Genomic DNA, 21349 nt, shown 5'->3' on the forward strand with positions numbered 1-21349 from the left:
ATCAATTTATTACAACAAAAATAAAAAGGACGACATTAAATTTTGCCGTCCTTTCTGTATTAATTCGAATGAATGCCTGGAAAATATCAACATACCTCACTTGGATGTTGAATACTAACTTCCAGTTATATTACCAAATCCTCACCCTATCGTCCGGTGCTTTGTACATTTCATCACCTTCTTTTACGTCAAAGGCTTCATAAAATCCATCAATATTCACCAGAGGTCCATTGCCCCGGTACTGGGCAGGTGAGTGCGGATCCGTCTGGATTTGTGTCCTAAGCGCTTCCTCCCTGCTTTTCATTCTCCATATGGTTGCCCAAGAAATAAAATAGCGTTGCTCGGGAGTAAATCCGTCGATGTTCTCAGGTCTTCCATGTTCTTTAAAATGATGCTGAAGCCCGTCATAGGCCACCAACAAACCGCCCAAATCACCAATATTCTCACCCAAAGTAAGCGCTCCTTTTACATGCACTCCCTCAATTGGTTCATAGCCATCAAACTGGGCCACCAACTGGCCGGTACGCTTTTCGAAATTCTCACGATCCTCATCTTTCCACCAGTTCTTCAGATTGCCCGCTGCATCATACTGGCTTCCCTGGTCATCAAAACCGTGTGAAATCTCATGACCAATGACCGCTCCAATACCACCATAATTAACCGCAGCATCTGCCTTATAATTATAAAACGGCGGCTGAAGGATGCCTGCAGGGAACACGATTTCATTCCATGTTGGATTATAATAAGCATTCACCGTTTGAGGGGTCATAAACCACTCATCTTTATCGATGGGCTTACCCAGCTTTTCGATGTTCCGCTCAAAATTAAAACGGGACGATGCCATTACATTATCGAAGTAGGAGGCTGTTTCTGGATCTCCGTTGACCTTCAGAGCAGTGTAACTCTTCCACTTATCAGGAAAGCCAATCTTCACCTTGAATGTCCCCAGTTTTTCCAAGGCCTTGGTTTTGGTCTCTTCAGACATCCATGGCAGGTTTTTGATACGTTCGCCCATGGCCACAAGGATATTGTCCACCATCTCCTTGGCCTTATCCTTGGCTTCTTGTGGAAAGTATTTCTCGGTATACAGTTTGCCAATTGCTTCTCCGGCAGCCCGCTCAGTGGTCCCCAGCACACGCTTCCATCTTGGTCGCATCTGGTCTGTTCCCTGGAGCTCCTTACCATAGAAATCAAAATTATTCTGAACAAACGCATGGCTCAAATACGGAGACGCGGCGTCGATCACATGCCATTTCAGGTAATCCTGCCATGTCGCTACCGGCACTTCATTCAAGACGGCTTCTACTTCTTCCATGAATTTAGGTGTGGAAACAATGACCTCATCTACGTCAGCTCCGAGGGAGGACAAGTACCTTTCCCAATCCACCGATGGCAGCAAGGTCTTCATATCGGCCACTGTATACTTATTATAACGGCCTTCAGGATCACGTAGCTCGATCCTGGTCTTACTGGCATGTGCCAATCGTGTTTCCAGTGCCATCACCGCTTTTGCGGCAGAAGTCGCCCTGGCTTGATCATAGCCCATAAGGCCAAATGTTCTTTCCAAATGGGCCAAATACTTGGTCCTGATTTCAGAAAACTTCTCATTGTCTTCGGTATAATAATCCCGGTCCGGTAGGCCCAATCCTCCCTGAGAGATGTACAAGGCCATGGCATCAGAATTTTTCAGATCTGTATTGACCCCAAGACCAAAGAACGCTCCTCCACCGTGTGTTTGTTGATAGGCCAGATATTCCTGAAGTGATGGCTTGTCCGTGATCTTTTCAATTTCCTCAAAAACAGGCTTTACCGGATCCAGTCCTCGTTTTTCAGCTAAAAGTGAATCCATGCCAATTTGGTAAAAGGCCACCGCCTTGCCTTGATCCGAAGATGCGGAAAACTGCTCGTCGTTCATCGCTTCTTCCAAGACCGTAAGCACTGCCTCATTGTTAAACTCCCTAAGTTCATTGAAACTACCCCATCGACCTTGATCTGCTGGGATTTCTGTTTTTTCGATCCATTTTCCATTGACAAAACCAAAAAAATCATCCTGGGGACGGATGGTGCTGTCCATATTGTCCAAACTAATAGCCTGGACTTTTTCTTCCTCATGGTTTTCTTTTGGAGAGCAGGCAACCATCATTGCCCCTGCCAACCCCAATCCCATTGCTGTTTGTAGGCTTTTATTCATCTCTTATATTTTTAAAGGTTTATATTTTCTTAGGGTGAAGTTAATAAAAAAACCGAATCGGATAGATTCGGTTTTTTTAATTTTATCGTTGGCTATTCTTATGCCAGCCAATTGGCCACATCCTCTTTACTTGGATTTTTGGCCTCTAACTTCAGTTTTTTGCGTTTTCCGCACACATCATTAAACAGCTTGTTGGCATCCTGCTCTTTCAGCTGCTCAACGGTGTGAATGTTCAGCTCACGGATGGCAGGAATCAGCCCTGCATCGATACCAAGAGCAATAAAATCCTCATCGGTAGCGATCTTCACCTTTTTCTCGGGCCGCATCTGCGGGAAGAAAAGCACTTCTTGGATAGTGCTGTTATCGGTAAGCATCATGGTCAGTCGATCGATCCCGATACCAAGGCCGGAAGTTGGCGGCATACCATATTCCAGGGCACGCAGGAAATCCTCATCCATCGCCATGGCTTCATCATCACCCCTTTCGGCCAATTTCAATTGATCCTCGAAACGCTCCCGCTGATCGATTGGATCATTAAGCTCGGTATAAGCGTTTCCTAGCTCCTTCCCGTTGACAAATAGTTCAAATCGCTCCACCAAGCCTTCCTCCGTACGGTGTTTTTTGGCAAGGGGTGTCATTTCTATTGGGTAATCTGTAATGTAGGTAGGCTGGATCAAGTGGTCCTCCACTTTTTCACCAAAGATCTCATCGATCAACCTCCCTTTTCCCATCGTATCATCAACTTCAATATTAAAATCAGCACAAACTTTTCTAAGTTCTGCTTCATCCATTTTGCTGACATCCACTCCTGCATATTCCTTGATGGAATCAAACATGGTCAACCTTCTGTAAGGACCAGCAAAATCAATCTCCTGACTTCCTACTTTCACTTTGGATGTACCATGGAGGGTCACGGTTATTTTTTCCAACATATCTTCCACCATCTCCATCATCCAGATATAATCCTTGTAGGCTACATAAATTTCCATCGAGGTATATTCTGGATTATGAGTACGATCCATGCCTTCGTTACGGAACATTTTACCAAACTCATACACCCCATCAAAGCCTCCAACGATCAAACGCTTCAGATGAAGTTCGTTGGCGATCCGCAGGTATAGCGGCATATCCAATGAGTTATGGTGGGTTCCAAAAGGCCTGGCTGCGGCACCGCCATGCACAGCTTGTAGAATCGGCGTCTCCACTTCCAACCAACCATGGTCATCAAAGTACTTCCGCATATTGGTAATGATCCTGGATCGTGTCAAAAACACCTTTTTCTTTTCTGGGTTTACCGTCAAATCCACATACCGCTGGCGATAGCGTAATTCTGGATCGGTAAAGCCATCGTACACGTTCCCTTCCTCATCTCGCTTCACCACTGGTAGCGGCTTCACAGACTTACTAAGGACGGTCAGTTCCGTGACATGCAAGGATATTTCACCGGTTTGGGTGGTAAAGATGTAGCCTTTTACACCAATGAAGTCGCCAATGCCCAAGAGCTTTTTAAACACTTTGTTATAGAGCGTTTTGTCCTCACCTGGACAGATATCATCACGACGTACATAAATCTGCAATCTTCCCGAGGAATCCTGGATTTCGGCAAAAGACGCAGAACCCATAATCCTTCTGCTCATCAACCTCCCCGCTATGGTAATGTCCTTGTAGTCGTTCTTGTTGTTTTCATAATTCTTATGAATATCTTCGGCAGATGCGTTGATGGAAAACTGGATGGCCGGGTATGGATTGATGCCTAGCTTCATCAACTCTTCACGGTCTTTCCGTCTTTCTATCTCTTGTTCACTCAGTAATTGCATAGCAATATAATGTATTGTTAAATTATTGTTTTCTTGAGCGACGCCCTTCGCGCCATCTCATTTTTGATCAAGTCAAATTCTCTACTACTCTGGCCAGCCACACTGGTGTTTTCCGATGCTCTTCTGTACAGGTAAGGCATCACCGACTCCACTGGCCCATAAGGGACATATTTGGCCACATTGTAACCGGCAAAGGCCAAATTGTAAGAAATATTATCACTCATTCCATACAATTGGGAGAAGAACACCCGCTTGTCATTTGCCGACACCCCATGTAGGTTCATCAGCTCGGTAAGGATAATATTGCTCAACTCATTATGGGAGCCACTGACCAGATAAATACGGTCTTTATTTTCCATACTGAATTTAAGCGCATCATTGTAGGCATTATCTGTATCTTCCTTGGTATCATGGATAGGGCTGGGATAGCCTCTGTCTTCGGCACGTTCCCTTTCCTTTTCCATATACGCTCCACGTACCAATTTCGCTCCCACATGGTAGCCTTTCAGCTCCGCCTCTTGGTGTGCCTGCTTCAGCAAGCCCAGCATATCCTTACGGTACATCTGGAAGGTATTGTACACGATGGCTTTTTCCTTATTGTACTTCTCCATCGCCTCATATGCCATGTCATCAATAACCCCCTGAAACCAACTCTCCTCCCCGTCTATCATAATGCGGACATCATTTTCATGTGCCGCCCTACAAAGTGTATCCACTCTGTCTTTTAACCGCCCAAAAGCCTCTTGCTCTTTGGCATTTAACTTTTCTCCTGCTTGGACCTTGGTCATGATTTTATAGCTTCCCAATCCAGTTACTTTAAAAACTGAAAACGGGATCTCACTAGCTCCTGCAGAACGCTTAATGGTCCTAAGGATCTGGTTACGGGTAAAATCATAACTCTTTTCTGTTCCGGTTCCCTCTACGGAATAATCAAGAATGGTCCCGATACCAAATTCTTGTAATTCCTTAATGGATTTTGAACAATCCTCGACACTTTCACCACCACAAAAGTGGCCAAATATCGTTTTTTTCATGATCCCTTTTACAGGCAACTTCAACTTAAAGGCGATAGCTGATAAATTTGTACCTAGCTTTACCGCCCAATTCTTATCCATTGCTGCAAAAAAAAGATACATTTTCTTGAGCTCCACATCCGTCCTGGATGCAAAGGCAATTTCAGTATTTTCAAAAGAAATATTGGGTTTTGTATTCATCGTTTTGAATCAAGGTGCAAATATATAAAAAAACACATCCTGACTACCTTAGCCAGTGCAAATAATCTTGCAAGAAACTTGCCACAATCCCATCTACATATTTCCTCAAACATGCCTTATCAGGCCTATTTGACATCTTTTTCCAATCTAATACGCATAAACGGATTTATTTATACGAAACACCAAAAAAAAACAGCCCCAAAGAATAATTTACAATAATTCCAACATCACTCCATTACCGAAATATTATACGGAAAACCACTCACTCATTTCACCTTTATACTGTCACTATTCTCACGGATTCAAAATTTTCACGTTTAATAAAAATTTAATCTAGTTTTTATTGGTTTTTAAACATCCACCCACTAATTTTGGAGCCATGATAAAACAAGCAGCAAAATATTTTACCTTTTTCTTTTTTTACTTTCGTCCAAAAGGTCGAATCGGAGCTGTTTATTGCCTGAATGAAAAATAAAAATTCAAACATAAACTAAGAAGCCCGATTCGAAAGAGTCGGGCTTTTTTTATTTCAAACCAAATCAATAATGAAAGATCACTTAAAAACATCGGAATGGGGACTAGGCCTTAAAGGTCATGTCATCATCGCTGGCCCTTGTAGCGCCGAAACGCCTGAGCAGGTAGAGAAAGTTTGCCTGGAAATGAAAGAGCAAAACGTCATCCCTTCCATGTTCCGTGCAGGCATCTGGAAACCAAGAACCAGGCCAGGAAGCTTCGAAGGAATTGGTGAAGATGGCCTGAAGTGGATGGAAATTGTTCGCCATCACCTGAACATCCCCATCACTACAGAAGTAGGGAACACTGCTCATGTAGAACTAGCCCTAAAGCACAATGTAGATGTGCTATGGATCGGTGCCAGGACTACTGTAAACCCTTTTGCAGTACAGGAGATCGCAGAAGCCCTAAGAGGCACTGACATCCCCGTAATGGTGAAAAACCCGATGAACCCTGACCTGCAACTTTGGATCGGCGCACTGGAACGTCTCCATGCAGTTGGCATCAACAAGCTTGCTGCCATCCACAGAGGCTTCAGCGATGCTTACGACAAGCGCTTCAGGAATAAACCAAACTGGTCCATGCCAATCCACCTGAAAAGAGAATGGAAGGGAATGGAAGTGATCAATGACCCAAGTCACATCGTTGGAAAAAGAGATGGTATCCTGGAAATCTCCCAGAGAGCGATCAATTTCGGACTGGACGGCCTGATGATCGAAACCCATCACGATCCTGACAATGCATGGAGTGATGCCAAGCAGCAAGTAACCCCTGCCCAACTAAAAGATATCCTCTCAAAAATTGATTTCAAGAACACCTTGGACGCCGAAAAACCAAGTGAAAAACTGCATGATCTCAGAACGGCCGTGGACCACATGGATGATCAGCTGATCGACCTGCTGGCGGAAAGATTCTCAGTTATCGACCAAATCGGAGCCCATAAAAGAGAGCATAAGCTGACCGTTTTTCAATCCGACAGATGGAAAGAAGTAATGGATTCCAGAACAGACAAGGGAGTTAAAAAAGGACTTAGCGAAAAATTCATGAAAGAATTGTTATTTTCGATCCACGAAGAGTCCGTTAAGAGACAAGAAAAACAACTGAGAGCCGGTGATCCGGTAAATAAAAACGCTTAACTGAGATTTAAACATAATCGATCCATTGGAATCAATCATTTTCTCCACGCAAATCGCACCAGACCTGGAGAGGTTCTTGAAATCAAAGAACTTCTCCAAACTTGGTGTCATCACTGATAGCAACACTTACCAAGCCTGCTATCCCCTCATTCAGGACGCACTTCCAGCCCATGAGCACTTTGCTTTTGAAGCCGGCGAAGTGAACAAAACCCTGGACACCTGCCAAAAAATCTGGCAATGGATGACCGATTGCGGCTTTGATAGAAAATCACTGATCATCAACCTTGGAGGGGGTGTGACAGGCGATATGGGTGGATTTTGCGCCAGCACCTATAAACGTGGCGTAAAGTTCATCAATATCCCCACCACACTGCTTTCCCAGGTAGATGCCAGTGTCGGCGGCAAGCTCGGGGTGGATTTCAACGGCTATAAAAACCATATAGGGGTTTTCAATGAACCTGAAGCAGTCATCATTTCGGCAGCTTTTCTGTCCACTTTGCCACTACCAGAGCTGCGATCTGGATACGCCGAAGTCATCAAACACGGCCTGATATGCAATGAAAATTACTTCAATAGCCTAAAGCTTCAGAACTGGGAAAACCAAGGCTGGACAGAGATCATTGAAAAGTCGGTTTACATAAAAAAGGAAGTGGTCACCAAAGACCCCAAGGAAGACGGACTCCGTAAAATCCTTAACTTCGGCCACACCGTGGGGCACGCAGTGGAGTCATTTTACCTCGATACCGAGCGACACTTGCTTCACGGGGAAGCCATTGCCATTGGCATGATCGCAGAGGCATATCTTTCAAAGGCCCACATCAGGCTAAGCAAGGAAGACCTGGAAACCATTACAGACACACTGCTCCATGTCTTTGGCAAAGTGGATATCCCCGCCGAGGATCTGGATGCAATCGCGCAGCTCTGCTTCCAAGACAAAAAGAATGATGGCAGAACCATCAATTGCTCTTTACTCAAAAAGATCGGCGAGTGTGATTACAACATCGCCGTGAGCATGGAAGACATCATCGATTCGCTGCATTTTTACAACACCCAACATCCATGAACGACATTACATTGCCCGTCAAACAGCATTTTGGCGAAGTAACCATACCGCTGCCTTCTTCCAAAAGCGAAAGCAACAGGGTCCTGATCATCGATGCCCTGACAGAAGGCAAAAACCAATTGTCCAACCTAGCAGAAGCGCGGGACACGCAGACCATGATCCGCCTGCTAAGCGAAGATCCCGAAACCCTGGACGTACTTGATGCCGGCACCACCATGCGATTCCTGACTGCTTACGCTGCCCTGACCAATCGCCACAAGACACTTACCGGAACGCCCCGGATGTGCGAACGCCCTATCGGGATTTTGGTAGATGCCCTCAGGCAAATCGGTGCAAAAATAGAATACAAGGGCAAGGAAGGCTACCCACCAATGGAAACCCTAGGCTTTGAAAAGCAACTGACCAACAAAGTACAGATCAGAGGTGATGTCAGCAGTCAGTATATCTCCGCCCTTTTGATGAATGCCCCCTTGTTGCCAGAGGGGCTTAGCCTTGAGCTCACCGGAAAGATCGGCTCAAGAACCTACATCGAAATGACCCTGGAGCTGATGAAGCAGTTTGGAGTAGCCTATTCTTTTGATGATAACATCATAGCAATAAGTCCCCAGCAGTATAAAAACACCACCTTTGCTGTGGAAAGTGACTGGTCTGGTGCCAGCTACTGGTTCAGCCTACTGGCCTGTGCAGAAGAGGGAAGTTTTTTCCTGAAAGGCTTGAAAGAAAGCAGCCTTCAGGGCGATTCGAAGATCGTGGAGATCATGGACAAGCTTGGCGTACAAAGTGAATTTAAGGAAGATGGCGTCCAGCTGACCAAAAAACCAGTAATCGGATTGGAAAGCTATGACTTCACGCACTGCCCTGATCTGGCCCAAACCGTAGTGGTCACATGTGCCCTGATCGGGCAAAAAGCCCAGTTTACAGGATTGGAAAGCCTCCGTATCAAAGAAACCGACAGGATTTATGCCCTCCAGCAAGAACTGGCAAAATTCAACGCCAAACTGGAAGAAGGCGAAAACGAGGTGTTTACCGTCATCCCTTCCACAAGCATCCCTGCAAAAGTGAGTATCGAAACCTACGATGACCACAGAATGGGCATGGCGTTCATGCCACTGGTGACACGCACAGAGGTAACACTTGTGGACAAGGATGTTGTCAACAAATCTTATCCTAGTTTCTGGAAACACTGTATATTAGCAGGGATAAAGAACTAAGATGATCATTTACCGAAAACCCTCCACAATTTGCCGAAAACCCGCTTCTCTCATCGGTTTGTGGATATAGTGGATCAACAGTCCTGTTTGTCTCTGTCTACATCATTGCCATATATTTTCAAATAAACTATTCAAACAAGTGTCCTCGACTCCACAACAGCAAAAAGTAGCCATACAAGGCATCAAAGGTTCCTACCACTACCAAGTGGCCCTTAACCAGTTTGGCCAGGACATTCATGTCATCGAGTGCCTTACCTTTTCGGAACTGGTCAAAAAAATCACTTCCAATCATGCTGACATTGGGGTTTTGGCACTGGAGAACTCCATTGCTGGAGCTATCCTCCCCAATTATGACCTGATGGACAGAAACGACCTACAGGTAATTGGCGAATTTTACCTACCTATTTCGCATCAGCTGATGGTGCTCAAAGGGCAGTCCATCGAAGACATTACAGAAGTCCGCTCCCATCCCATGGCCCTGCTTCAGTGCAAGGCGTTCTTTGAGCAATATCCACAGATCAAACTGATAGAGGATATGGACACGGCATCCGTAGCCAAAGAAATCAGCGAGCAACACCTGGAAGGAATAGGTGCCATCGCTGGTAAGTCAGCAGCCGATTTTTATGGACTGGACATTTTGGCTTCCGATATCCAAACCGTCAAAAACAACATCACGCGCTTCTGCATCGTTAAAAATGCAGCAGATGCCCAACCTGTTGAAGGCTTTGACAAGGCCTCCATCAAGGTCATCATTAAAAACGAACAGGGCAGCTTGGCTAAGGTCCTTACCACCATGAGTGCCTATCAACTGGACCTGACCAAAATCCAGTCGTTACCGGTGATTGACCAACCTTGGCATTATGCTTTTTTCATTGACCTGATCTTCGGGGAATTATCGGATTACCGACAAGCACTGGAAGAACTAAAAAGCAGTGGCCACCAAATTAAAGTTTTGGGAGAATACAAAAACACTAAATAACCATCATGATAGCTCCAGCAGATCGCCTTGCCAACGTAAAGGAATATTACTTTTCCAAAAAGCTACGTGAGGTCGCCCGCCTGAAAGCAGAAGGCCATCCCATTATCAACATGGGCATCGGCAGCCCTGACCTGCCGCCGCACCAGGATGTCATCGATGCGCTGAACACCACTAGCCTGCAACCTACGGCCCACGGCTACCAAAGCTATCAGGGCATTCCAGCCCTTCGTGAAGCAATCGCTGGTTTTTATCAAAAAAATTATAGCGTCTCCCTGTCTCCGACCAATGAAATCCTGCCCATGATGGGATCCAAAGAAGCCATCATGCACATTTCTTTGGCTTACCTTAACCCAGGAGACAAGGTTTTGATCCCCAATCCCGGCTATCCCACCTACTCTTCTGTCACTGAGCTGGTCGGTGCCAAAGCGGTGTTTTATGACCTTAAAGGAGAAAACCAGTGGCTCCCGGACTTTGACCAATTGGAAACATTGGCAAGTACCGGCATCAAGCTGATGTGGATCAATTACCCCCACATGCCCACTGGAGCGAATGCCCCAAAACAGACACTGGAAAAACTTGTGACATTTGCCAAAAAACATCAGATTTTATTGGTCAACGATAATCCTTATAGCTTTATCCTTACCAAGAAACCTGTAAGCATTCTTGCCATTGACGGCGCAAAGGACATCGCCCTAGAACTCAATTCACTCAGCAAAACTTATAATATGCCAGGATGGAGGGTGGGAATGCTGTGTGGTCAGGCTACTTACGTGCAGGAAGTGCTAAAGGTCAAAAGCAATATGGACTCAGGAATGTTTCTGGGCATCCAAGAAGGTGCCATTGCAGCCTTAAAACTGGATAAGAACTGGTTCGAAGCAATGGACACTATTTACCAAAAACGCAGGGAAGCCGTTTGGAAACTGGCCGATAGGGTCGGCGCCATTTGTGAACGTGAAAGTTCGGGGATGTTTGTCTGGGCGAAATTAGCAGACCAAACCGACCCCATGGCTTTAGTCAATAAGTTATTGTACGAAAACCACATCTTTATCACACCAGGCGATATTTTTGGCAGTAACGGTCATGGATACATCAGATTTTCGCTTTGTGTACCAGAAGATCTCATCCAAGAAGCCTTTGACAGAGTAAACAGGTCTTGGACCAAATAAACAGGGGCAAAAAAACGATCTATATGAAGCATATTCACATTATAGGACTTGGCCTTTTGGGGGGCTCGTTTTCACTTGGCCTAAAAAAGGCCTCAGCGGGAATTAAAGTCACTGGCTTTGACAAGAACAAAACCCACTTGCAAGAAGCCCTATCACTTGGCATTATCGACCAAAGCAACGAAAAAATCCCAAAGGATGCTGATCTGGTCATTGTGGCCACGCCCGTGGATACGATCAGTGGCATTGTAGCCAGCTTGCTCGATGAAATATCCCCGGAAACGCTCATTATGGATTTTGGTTCGACAAAAGAACAGATCTGCACCACCCTGGCCGCACATCCCAACAGAAAAAACTTCCTGGCCGCCCATCCAATCGCCGGCACTGAGTATGCAGGTCCATCAGCAGCTTTTCCAGATTTATTAAGAAGTAAGATCATGATCCTCTGTGAGCCTGAAAAGACGGCCCTTCACCTTAAATCAAAGGCTTACGAGACTTTTGAATCCTTGGAGATGAAAGTCCGGTTCATGGAACCGCATGAGCACGACAATCAACTCGCCTTCGTGTCCCACTTATCCCATATCAGCTCCTTTATGCTCGGCAAAACGGTACTGGATAAAATGGAAGACGACAAGCATATCCTGAACATGGCCGGAAGTGGCTTTGCTTCCACTGTCAGGCTAGCCAAAAGCTCTCCGGCAATGTGGACACCTATCATGAAGGAAAACAAGGAAAATATCCTTGAAGCACTGAATGGCTATATCGAAAACCTCACTGCTTTCAGGGACCACCTCACCGGCGACCAGTTCGAGAAATTGGCCGAAAAAATGAAAAATGCCAACCAGATCGGCGACATTTTGGATTTAAAAGGCTAGCTGCCTGCTCTTATATCGATCTAAAATAATCTACAGCATACCGTAACCGGCTTCCATACCAAGAAAACATTTCACCGTCCACTAGCTGCACCTTTGTCTCAGGAAGTTCCCTTTGCAAGGCCTGTACATGTTTCTCCTTAAAGGGAAATGGCTCAGAACTCAGCAAGAGAAAATCGGGACACAACTCCTTTATTTGCTCCAAGGTAACCGTTGGATACCGGACTTGGGCAATCAAATTTTTAAAACCCGCTTTGGCCAACATCTCATCGATGAACGTCGCACCACCTACCGCCATATGCGGCTCTTGCCAAATCAGGTAAACTGCTGACCCTTTGCTATCGATCGCTGCATGGAAACACTGGCTAATTTCCTTGGCCAATAACTGGGATACTTCTTTTTTTCCGGTGATATTCCCGATTTCCTGTATCATCCGAAGGGCATCTTCCAAATTAAAAATATCACTCATCCATACTGGATACTTCTCAGCCAGCTGCATGATTCCCTCTTTATAGTTTTCCTCTTTGTTTCCGATGATCAAATCCGGCCGCAATTCATCGATCACCTCAAACCGAAATTTCTTGGTACCGCCGACGATGGCTTTTTTCTTCCGGAGCCCGCCTGGATGAACACAAAACTTCGTGATACCCACCAACTGCTCTTCCAGTCCCAAATCGATCAGCAGCTCCGTCTGAGAAGGCACCAAGGAAACAATGCGCCTGGGAAAGTACGGAATGGTCACTTCCCTTCCCATTTGGTCGATGTACCGCTTATCTGTCATTTGTTTTCATTCAAAGATCGAAACTAAAAAAAAATCCCCGAATGCTCCGGGGATTTTTTGATATTAAACCGTATGAAGAAAATTTTTGACAATTAATCGTATTGCTTGGGGAAAGGGGATAGCCTTCTTTGCTCCGCTCTTCTCATGATTTATAATTGGGCTTATACCCTGGATGGGCATCTACACTTCAAAAGTAAGAAAGTTTTTGAAACTAAAAAAATTTCATTTCCTTTAATATTTAATCATCTATTCAACGATCCTTACGTAAAAAGATAGAAGGTTATGATATTTAGAAGCTAAAAAGCGGGGAATTCCCGTATCTGCTTATAAGCGCCTGAACCAGTATCGAACTGCAAACAAATATGCTGCATTCCGTTGCTAATAGCCATATATTGTGCCTGAATGGTTTTATTATACATGCAGACCTGCTCCACCACTTTTTGACTAAGCTTCACTTCTGGAGCCTTGCACTCCACCAGGAGAAAGGGCTGCCCAGCTCGGTCCAGTACCAAAATATCAAAGCGTTTTTTCAGCCGATTATATTCCAGCCCCTTTTCGAGTGCAAAAAGGCTTTTTGGATATTGCTTAAAGGCTATCAAATAGTATATGATATGCTGTCTGACCCACTCCTCTGGCGTCAAAATCAAAAACTTCTTTCGCAATGCATCAAAAATGGTTAATTTCCCACTTTCTGCGGTAAGTTGGAAATCAGTGGTGGGCAAGTTTAGCGGGGTGTTCAAAAAAGGATAGTCTGCAGCTGTCATACCACAAATATCCAAGCTTATTCGATCAATTAAAACGAAGTCTGACAAAAATGAAAAGAATTTATACAATCCTGTGCAGCGTGACCCTTTTGCTTGCTTCCTGCACCAAAAAGCAGAACGTAGACCTTATCGTCCATAACGGACTGGTTTACACCGTTAACGAAACATTTGATCAGATGGAAGCCTTTGCCATCAAGGACGGTAAGTTCCTTGAGGTCAATTCCAGCGACTATATTCTAAAAAAATACTCAGCTCCTAGCATCATTGACCTGAAGGGCAAATTCATTTACCCGGGACTGATCGATGCACATGCGCATTTCTATATGTATGGCACAGGGCTGAAAGTAGCTGACCTGACCGGACTAACCTCCTTCGGAGCATTGGTAAAGGCCGTAAAAACCCACCGTAAAAGCCACCCCAACCAAGCATGGGTTTTAGGCCGCGGCTGGGATCAAAACTTATGGCCTGAAAAATCCTTTCCTGAAAAAACCATGCTGGACGATGCCTTTCCTGACACTCCAGTGCTCCTTACCCGGATCGATGGCCATGCAGCCATCGCTAACCAGAAAGCCTTGGACATGGGCGGGATCTCTGCTGACACCAATATCCTGGGAGGAAAAGTCATCCTCGAGAATAACCGGCCCACCGGCCTATTAATTGACAATGCCATCGATCAAGTTTCTTCAAAAATCCCGGAGATTTCCAATGAGGAATCCCGCCAGGCATTGTTGGACGCGCAGGAAAACTGCTTTGCGGTAGGCCTCACCACGATAGTAGACGCCGGACTCGACAAATCCACCATAGACCTCATCGAAAGCATGCAGAAAGAGGGCAGTCTAAAAATGCGCGTATACGCCATGATCAACCCTACTGAAGAAAATAAGGCGTATTATTTCGAAAAAGGGCCCTTCCAAAACGAATCACTGACGGTTAGAAGCTTTAAAATCTATGGTGACGGGGCACTCGGATCGAGAGGTGCCTCCCTGCTAGCCCCTTACCATGACGCCCCTGATGAACTCGGTTTACTACTGAACACTCCAGAAAACTTCCTATCATTGGCAGAAGAAATCCATGACCATGGTTTTCAGATGAATACCCACTGCATTGGGGATTCCGCCAATCGCACACTGCTGAACATTTATGGCAAAGTACTGATGGAAGACAACGATCAGCGATGGAGGATCGAACACGCCCAAGTGGTCAATCCACAGGACGTCGAAAAATTCGCAGCCTATAACATCATCCCCTCCGTCCAGCCCACTCACGCCACTTCCGATATGTATTGGGCCGAAGACAGGCTTGGCCATGAAAGGATCAAACACGCCTATATCTACAAGGACCTGATGGATCAAAATGGACTTGTCGCGCTGGGAAGTGACTTTCCAGTAGAAAGCATCAATCCGCTCTTTGGCTTCCATGCCGCAGTAGCACGCCAAGATGCAAACAACTGGCCAGCTGATAGATTCCAAGCCGAAAACAGCCTTACCCGGGAGCAAGCATTAAAAGGCATGACCATTTGGGCGGCCTATGCCAATTTTGAAGAAACCATTAAAGGAAGTATCGAAAGCGGAAAGCTTGCCGACTTCATCATTACCGACAGGGACCTGATGACGGCTCCCGAAGAAAGCCTACGCAGCATCCAAGTGGAAGCCACCTTTGTCGGTGGAGAAAAAGTATATTGACACGACAGGCGATAGCCCTGAAAACCAGACGAACTGACCAATATTATACTGGTAATTAGACCTTTACACGAGTTTACTCTCCACTAATCCAATTGAAGACATGGCTTAACCCTTTCCAGCCAATCTTTGGAAAGGATCTTTATGTTGAGCAAATCTTCTATTTGCTGGTATTCTCCATGCTGGTCACGGTAAGCCACAATTACCTTGGCCTCACCATAGCGGATATAGGGATGCGCCGCCAAATCCTTCGTCCCCGCAGCATTCAGGGAAAGGTGATGACCTATGGAAGGCGTAAAGGTAAAATACTCAAACACCCTTTTGGCCACTGCTACTTTTAGGCCATAAACATCCAACAATTGCTCTTGTCGGTGAAGTCCTCCCAAGCTCTCCCGAAACTTCACAATTCTAGCCGCAAGTGCAGGGCCAATCCCCGGCACTACCTGCAAGACCACTGAATCAGCCTCGGCAAAATCCATTTTGTTCAACGTCGGCTTTTTGCTTTGGTATTCCTCCCACCTTCCCGTATCTTTCCTCACCTGCCTGTTGGCCACCCGGACAAATCCTCCAGCTGAAGAATCATCTTCCATTACCGCCAGCAAACTGTCCGTCCTTGCGAGGTATTGTTGATATTGCTCCATCGCCGCCTTACTTTGGTACCACTTCACTCCCTTTGGGACAAAGGCCAAGACCACCAAAACAGGAACCACCAATAAAAAACCATTGGACTCCCGTTTTGTGAAACCAAAATACTCCCTTAAAAAATAGTGTAGTTTCTTTTTCATAATCTCCAATACTCCACCAGTGTACCCTACAAAAAGTCAACACCGATATTAACAACATATAGCAGCTTGCCCCTTCACTTGCCCCCTCATAGATTCCTTCTATCCATCATAAAATAAACATATTGGAATTATTTCCAAAGTTTTGTCATTATTGCAGTGTATAAAGGCAAAAAAATACCCAGCCCACTATTTAGATAGATTTTAAATTAAGAAGAGCTTGTGGAAATAATTCATTTCGTGGAGTTTCTGTAATAAATTTGCAACATATAAAAGTACCAATAATGCAGCATCAGTTTAGCGCCATAAGTCTTTCCTATAAAAATGCCCCTGTAGAAATCAGGGAGATTATAGCATTGGACGACAAGGCCATACAATCTCTCTTGATAAAATTGAAGGAGTTTTTCAATGTGAAAGACACTTTGATCTTGTCTACCTGCAATAGGACAGAGGTGTATTATGCTCATGAACTGGATCTTAGTACCGAGATCATCAAACTCATTGGTACTGAAAAAGGGCTGCACAATGTGATCTCCTACCTAGAGTATTTCACCATCATCCATGATGACAAAAAAGCCATAGAGCACCTTTTCAAGGTCTCCATGGGGCTGGAAGCCCAGGTGGTCGGTGACATGCAAATCTCCAATCAAGTAAAAAGGGCTTATCAAGCATCTGCGGATATGGAAATGGCCGGGCCTTTCCTTCACCGATTGATGCACACCATTTTCTTTACCAACAAGCGAGTGGTGCAAGAAACAGCCTTTAGGGATGGTGCCGCATCCGTTTCGTATGCAGCTGTGGAACTGATCGAGGAAATCACTTCAAACACCATCAATCCCAGAATATTGCTCGTGGGACTTGGTGAAATAGGTGAAGACGTGGCCAAAAACATGGTCTACATTCCTCATGCAGTGGTAACCATCACCAATAGAACGCATGAAAAAGCTGTCCAGATGGGGGCAGAACTAGGATGCAAAGTGATCCCCTTCGAGGAAGTCCACAGCGCCATGCAGGAGGCAGATGTGGTGGTTTCTTCCATTTCATCTTCACAGCCATTCATTACAAAAGACTTGGTCAAGGCATTTGATATAAAAAGTTATAAACTTTTCGTGGACATGTCTGTACCCCGCAGCATCGAGACTACTGTGGAAGATGTCCCTGGCGTACTACTCTATAACGTAGACAATATCCAGAGCAAGACCACTGAAGCACTGGAGAGAAGACTTGCCGCAGTTCCACAAGTAGAAGCCATCATCAGTGAGAGCATTGATGAGTTTTACAACTGGAAGAAAGAAATGATGGTATCACCGACCATCAACAAGCTCAAGAACGCCCTGGAACAGATCCGCACCGAAGAACTGGAGCGGTATATGAAAAACGCCAGCGAAGAGGAATATGCTGTCATCGATAAAATCACCAAGAGCATGATGCAAAAAATCATCAAAGTGCCGGTGGTACAATTAAAAGCAGCCTGTAAAAAAGATCAGGCAGAAGAAATGATCGGAATTATTTCGGATCTTTTTGACTTGGAAAAAGAAAACTCCAAGCATTCTTAAATTCGAGCATTAAAGTAAAGAGGCGACTATTTTAAAACATCTGGAGCGGATTTTACATCAAATTTGTTGCAGATGTTTCTCTTTGTTTATGAGGTATTTTTTGATAAACATTTGCTTTCGACTTACTTTAGTGGCAAAATCAAAACGCTACTTCAATGTCAACAGTAATCGGTAAATGGGCCATTGCCCTTTGTTTGTTTTTAGTATCCATTGACTTCACGCAGGCCCAGATGTATGAAGTCTACAATCCACAACTGGAGCTCATCCAAAAAATCAACAATGACCATATTTTTCTATTGAGCGAATCCATTCGGGTAAGTGACAAAGACCAACAAATCAAGCTCCTCAATCGTAACTACGAACCATTTCTGGAGCTGGAAGGATCATCGATTTACCAGTACTTAAGTCCTTGGATATTGGTAGAAAAAGACGGAAAGCTAGGGGCTTACCATGAATATGGCGAGCAGATCATGAAGCCACAATACGACCATATTGACACCCGATACAACGAGCTGCTTGGCAAAAAGGGGAACATCTTCTATCATTACGATATTGGCACCAAAATCCTGAAATCCCTGGGTTCCTTCCAGGAAGCTGAAATCGCCAAAAACGGACAGATCATCGCCAGAGTACCTGCAGGCTACCAATTACCGCTCTCTGATAACCCTCAGCGCATTTACCAACATTTAGAATCCTCATCAAACGGGGCTATCCTTTCCCATGAAACCAGTGGATACGGATTAATCAATAGGCACGGCGATTATATCCTGGAGCCTATTTTGGATACGCTGATGCACCTCGAAAAAGAATTCTTCTTCGGCTATAATGAAAATCAATATATGCTCATCAAGGCCACTGAAGATGATGCCGAAATCAAGTACAGTAGCTATCATAAAATCGCCTTGGAAAACGATGTCATCCTGGAATACATCCATGGACGGCTCAGAAGGATCATGAAAAATGACGGCATATTGCTGGATATCATGGGCATGGCAGACGTAAACCGAATTGACGCAGACCATTATAATGTTTACTTTAAAAATGGCAAGGTAGGCCTTTTGGACAGCAAAGGAGTCTGGCAGGTCGTCCCCGCAGACAGCGTCACGTCCATTCTCCCCGGTAAGGAAGAACGTTACGGAGCCTTACACGGCAGATTCTACGGATATGTAAACCGGGCAGGAAAATGGGTGATCCCAAATACATTTGAAGGAACAGGACGGTTTTCAGAAGGGCTGGCCGCTGTAAAATCAGCAGGAGCCTGGGGCTATATTGACAAGCATGGGAGCATGGTTATCACTCCACAATACGATGAAGCCGATGAATTTCACAATGGGCTGGCTATCGTCAAAAAAGGTGGAAAAGCTAACCTGATCGACCGCAATGGAAAGGAAGTACTCTCTTCATTCTACCAACACATTGCTCGATCAGACGACCATTATTATATTACCGAAAACGAAGGCATGTTTGGAATGATCGATCCTAATGGGAAAGAAATCATCAGCCCTACTTTCCAATCTGTGAGAAGAGAAGGCTATGACCGGATCATTGTACAAAGAAACGGACGGTTTGGCATCATCAATGAAGCCGGAGAAGCGCTGCTACCTGTCTATTACCAAGACATCATTATTGACAACAGCGCCCAAAAAATACTTGCTGAAGACCTCTATAAACCTATTGTCACGGAAGAGGACGAAAAAGGAAAAAAGAAAAAGAAAAGAGGATAAGCTGAACCCGCACTATGCAGTAGAAAATCTATTACGGTCTTAAATAGCTTTGAATCAGTCCTTACACTAAGTTTTATGGTTCTACCTGGCCGGCAGACAGGTTCATCATCCGCCGCGGCGGATGCAGTCAATCATAAAATTTCCTGATTCTTTGCTATTTAAAACCCTTCCCGACTGTAGTTGGGATCCCAATGAATAATGCGTGGTTGAAAAAAATAATCGGTCATCAGTATTCAGTATATCACTGAATCTTGATGACCGATTTTATTTAACCAAGGTCTAATAATAGATCAATCTATTTTTTATCTCCTTTGGACTTGTCATTGCCCTTGCCTTCGTCAGGCTTGGCGATGGAATCCCTCATGTCCGTATCGGACTTAATATTTTCCATTCTGTAATAATCCATTACACCGAGGTTTCCAGACCTGAAGGCCTCTGCCAAAGCCTTGGGCACTTCTGCCTCTGCTTCGATTACTTTGGCCCTCATTTCCACATTACGTGCTTTCATTTCCTGCTCAAGTGCCACGGCCATGGCCCTTCTTTCCTCGGCCTTTGCTTCTGCCACTTTTAGATCAGCAGACGCTTGGTCGATCTGGAGTTTAGCACCGATGTTCGTCCCCACATCAATATCGGCAATGTCAATCGACAATATTTCAAACGCCGTTCCTGCATCCAGTCCACGCTGTAGTACCAGTTTGGAGATTTTATCTGGATTTTCCAACACGCTCTTGTGCGTAGCCGCCGAACCAATGGAAGTCACAATCCCTTCTCCTACCCTTGCCAAAATGGTGTCTTCACCAGAACCACCTACCAATTGGGCGATATTGGCACGAACCGTCACCCTGGCTTTGGCGATCAGCTGGATACCGTCCGCCGCTACGGCCGCCACATTGGGAGTATTGATCACTTTGGGGTTTACAGAGATCTGCACTGCCTCAAACACATCCCTTCCGGCCAGGTCAATCGCCGTTGCTTGTTTAAAGGTCAAGGTTATATTGGCTTTATCGGCAGAAATCAGAGCCCTGATCACATTGGGGACATTCCCCCCTGCCAAGTAATGTGTTTCCAATTCATTAGTGGTCAGGTCAAGTCCTGCTTTAGTGGCTGTGATCAGTGAATTGACGATAACGCTGGGCGGGACTTTTCGTATCCTCATCCCGATCAGCTCGCCAATCCCTACTTTCACATTGGCAAAAATAGCGGTGATCCACAGGTTTACCGGTACAAAATAAAGGAAGATGAACAGTAAAATCAGTCCTCCAAAAGCTGCAATTAAAATAATTGCCGAGTTAGCTATTTCCATAGTTTCTTATTTAATGATAATTCTGTTGTATTCAAGTTGCTGGATTTCGACTTCCTGACCTGTTGGGATAAAGCCTGAATTGGACTTTACCTCATATATGGTATCGCCAAATTCCGCTTTGCCATAAGGCTTGATATCGGAGATCGTTTTCCCTCTCAGCCCTACTTGCAGGCCTTCCAAACGATCATCATAGGTACGGCTTGAGATGGTATCCTTCAGTGAAAACCGCTTCCATACGCCGGACTTGAAACCGTAAAAAATCACCCCAACATTGGCAATTGCCGTAAGGCCAAGCACCCAAAGGGCTGTCGATGAATCATAATTTACAAAAGCAAGATAAACACCAAATGCACTAAAGGCCAATCCCAAAATCCCCACTACGGTGGTTCCTGGAACAAAAATCACTTCCAGAAGGATAAGGATCAACCCTAGCACCAATAATCCAAGAATAAGCGCCCAAGTCATGGTTCGTTGTTAATTGTTCTGCTCAAATTAGAGAGATTTTTTGGATTTAGGAAATCCCTCCTTTTAAATCTCCATATAAAAATCAAGAAGGCCGAAACTTAACAATAGCAACTCGTGCTTTGCCAAATTCCGGCCA

17 protein-coding genes are annotated in these 21349 nt (G+C 45.0%); 9 read left to right on the forward strand and 8 right to left on the reverse strand.

All coding sequences use genetic code 11. The features are described 5' to 3' along the window. Positions 1 to 130 precede the first annotated feature (130 nt). From FKX85_RS00575 to FKX85_RS00585, 3 genes are all read right to left on the reverse strand, one after another. The gene (locus FKX85_RS00575; protein ID WP_141612897.1) at positions 131 to 2191 is read right to left on the reverse strand and encodes a M13 family metallopeptidase; all 2061 of its coding nucleotides are present in this window, start codon (positions 2189 to 2191) and stop codon (positions 131 to 133) included. A gap of 98 nt (positions 2192 to 2289) precedes the next feature. After that, entirely contained in the window at positions 2290 to 4008 is a 1719-nt protein-coding gene (gene lysS / locus FKX85_RS00580; RefSeq protein WP_141612898.1) for a lysine--tRNA ligase, read from the reverse strand. A 17-nt stretch (positions 4009 to 4025) separates the two neighbouring features. After that, on the reverse strand, positions 4026 to 5222 hold the full coding sequence (locus tag FKX85_RS00585) for a proline dehydrogenase family protein (RefSeq protein WP_141612899.1): 1197 nt from the start codon (positions 5220 to 5222) through the stop codon (positions 4026 to 4028). Between the two features lie 545 nt (positions 5223 to 5767). Here FKX85_RS00585 and FKX85_RS00590 point away from each other — a divergent pair. The 6 genes from FKX85_RS00590 (at position 5768) to FKX85_RS00615 (ending at position 12162) form a co-directional block, all read left to right on the forward strand. Further along, positions 5768 to 6871, forward strand: a complete 1104-nt coding sequence (locus FKX85_RS00590; protein ID WP_141612900.1) for a chorismate mutase — start codon at positions 5768 to 5770, stop codon at positions 6869 to 6871. A 25-nt stretch (positions 6872 to 6896) separates the two neighbouring features. Further along, positions 6897 to 7934, forward strand: a complete 1038-nt coding sequence (gene aroB / locus FKX85_RS00595; RefSeq protein ID WP_141612901.1) for a 3-dehydroquinate synthase — start codon at positions 6897 to 6899, stop codon at positions 7932 to 7934. Continuing rightward, entirely contained in the window at positions 7931 to 9145 is a 1215-nt protein-coding gene (locus FKX85_RS00600; protein WP_141612902.1) for a 3-phosphoshikimate 1-carboxyvinyltransferase, read from the forward strand. Before aroB ends, FKX85_RS00600 begins: the two co-directional genes overlap by 4 nt. Positions 9146 to 9284: 139 nt before the next feature. Further along, positions 9285 to 10124 (forward strand): prephenate dehydratase, encoded by an 840-nt coding sequence (locus FKX85_RS00605; protein ID WP_141612903.1) that lies wholly within the window; start codon positions 9285 to 9287, stop codon positions 10122 to 10124. Positions 10125 to 10129: 5 nt separating this feature from the next. Beyond that, positions 10130 to 11290 (forward strand): pyridoxal phosphate-dependent aminotransferase, encoded by a 1161-nt coding sequence (locus FKX85_RS00610; RefSeq protein ID WP_141612904.1) that lies wholly within the window; start codon positions 10130 to 10132, stop codon positions 11288 to 11290. 23 nt (positions 11291 to 11313) lie between these two features. Then, entirely contained in the window at positions 11314 to 12162 is an 849-nt protein-coding gene (locus tag FKX85_RS00615) for a prephenate dehydrogenase (protein WP_141612905.1), read from the forward strand. Positions 12163 to 12172: 10 nt separating this feature from the next. Here FKX85_RS00615 and FKX85_RS00620 read toward each other — a convergent pair whose 3' ends face one another. Both FKX85_RS00620 and FKX85_RS00625 read right to left on the reverse strand, forming a co-directional pair. Then, positions 12173 to 12940, reverse strand: coding sequence for an ABC transporter substrate-binding protein (locus FKX85_RS00620; RefSeq protein ID WP_141612906.1), 768 nt, complete (start codon positions 12938 to 12940; stop codon positions 12173 to 12175). 296 nt (positions 12941 to 13236) lie between these two features. Next, the gene (locus tag FKX85_RS00625; RefSeq protein WP_141612907.1) at positions 13237 to 13704 is read right to left on the reverse strand and encodes a type I restriction enzyme HsdR N-terminal domain-containing protein; all 468 of its coding nucleotides are present in this window, start codon (positions 13702 to 13704) and stop codon (positions 13237 to 13239) included. A gap of 50 nt (positions 13705 to 13754) precedes the next feature. On the opposite strand from FKX85_RS00625, the gene FKX85_RS00630 reads away from it, so the two are divergent. Continuing rightward, positions 13755 to 15386, forward strand: coding sequence for an amidohydrolase (locus FKX85_RS00630; RefSeq protein WP_141612908.1), 1632 nt, complete (start codon positions 13755 to 13757; stop codon positions 15384 to 15386). Between the two features lie 83 nt (positions 15387 to 15469). Here FKX85_RS00630 and FKX85_RS00635 read toward each other — a convergent pair whose 3' ends face one another. Then, positions 15470 to 16168, reverse strand: coding sequence for a ComEA family DNA-binding protein (locus FKX85_RS00635; protein WP_141612909.1), 699 nt, complete (start codon positions 16166 to 16168; stop codon positions 15470 to 15472). A gap of 281 nt (positions 16169 to 16449) precedes the next feature. Here FKX85_RS00635 and hemA point away from each other — a divergent pair, with 281 nt between their 5' ends. Further along, positions 16450 to 17721 (forward strand): glutamyl-tRNA reductase, encoded by a 1272-nt coding sequence (hemA, locus tag FKX85_RS00640; protein WP_141612910.1) that lies wholly within the window; start codon positions 16450 to 16452, stop codon positions 17719 to 17721. Between the two features lie 155 nt (positions 17722 to 17876). Further along, a complete protein-coding gene (locus tag FKX85_RS00645) occupies positions 17877 to 19445 on the forward strand; it encodes a WG repeat-containing protein (protein WP_141612911.1) in 1569 nt (522 codons plus the stop codon). A 295-nt stretch (positions 19446 to 19740) separates the two neighbouring features. Here FKX85_RS00645 and floA read toward each other — a convergent pair whose 3' ends face one another. Further along, complete coding sequence (gene floA / locus FKX85_RS00650; RefSeq protein WP_141612912.1) at positions 19741 to 20748, reverse strand: flotillin-like protein FloA; 1008 nt, start codon at positions 20746 to 20748, stop codon at positions 19741 to 19743. Positions 20749 to 20754: 6 nt separating this feature from the next. Next, on the reverse strand, positions 20755 to 21213 hold the full coding sequence (locus FKX85_RS00655; protein ID WP_141612913.1) for an NfeD family protein: 459 nt from the start codon (positions 21211 to 21213) through the stop codon (positions 20755 to 20757). Between the last annotated feature and the right edge of the window lie 136 nt (positions 21214 to 21349).

This window comes from Echinicola soli, assembly GCF_006575665.1.
GTDB lineage: Bacteria > Bacteroidota > Bacteroidia > Cytophagales > Cyclobacteriaceae > Echinicola > Echinicola soli.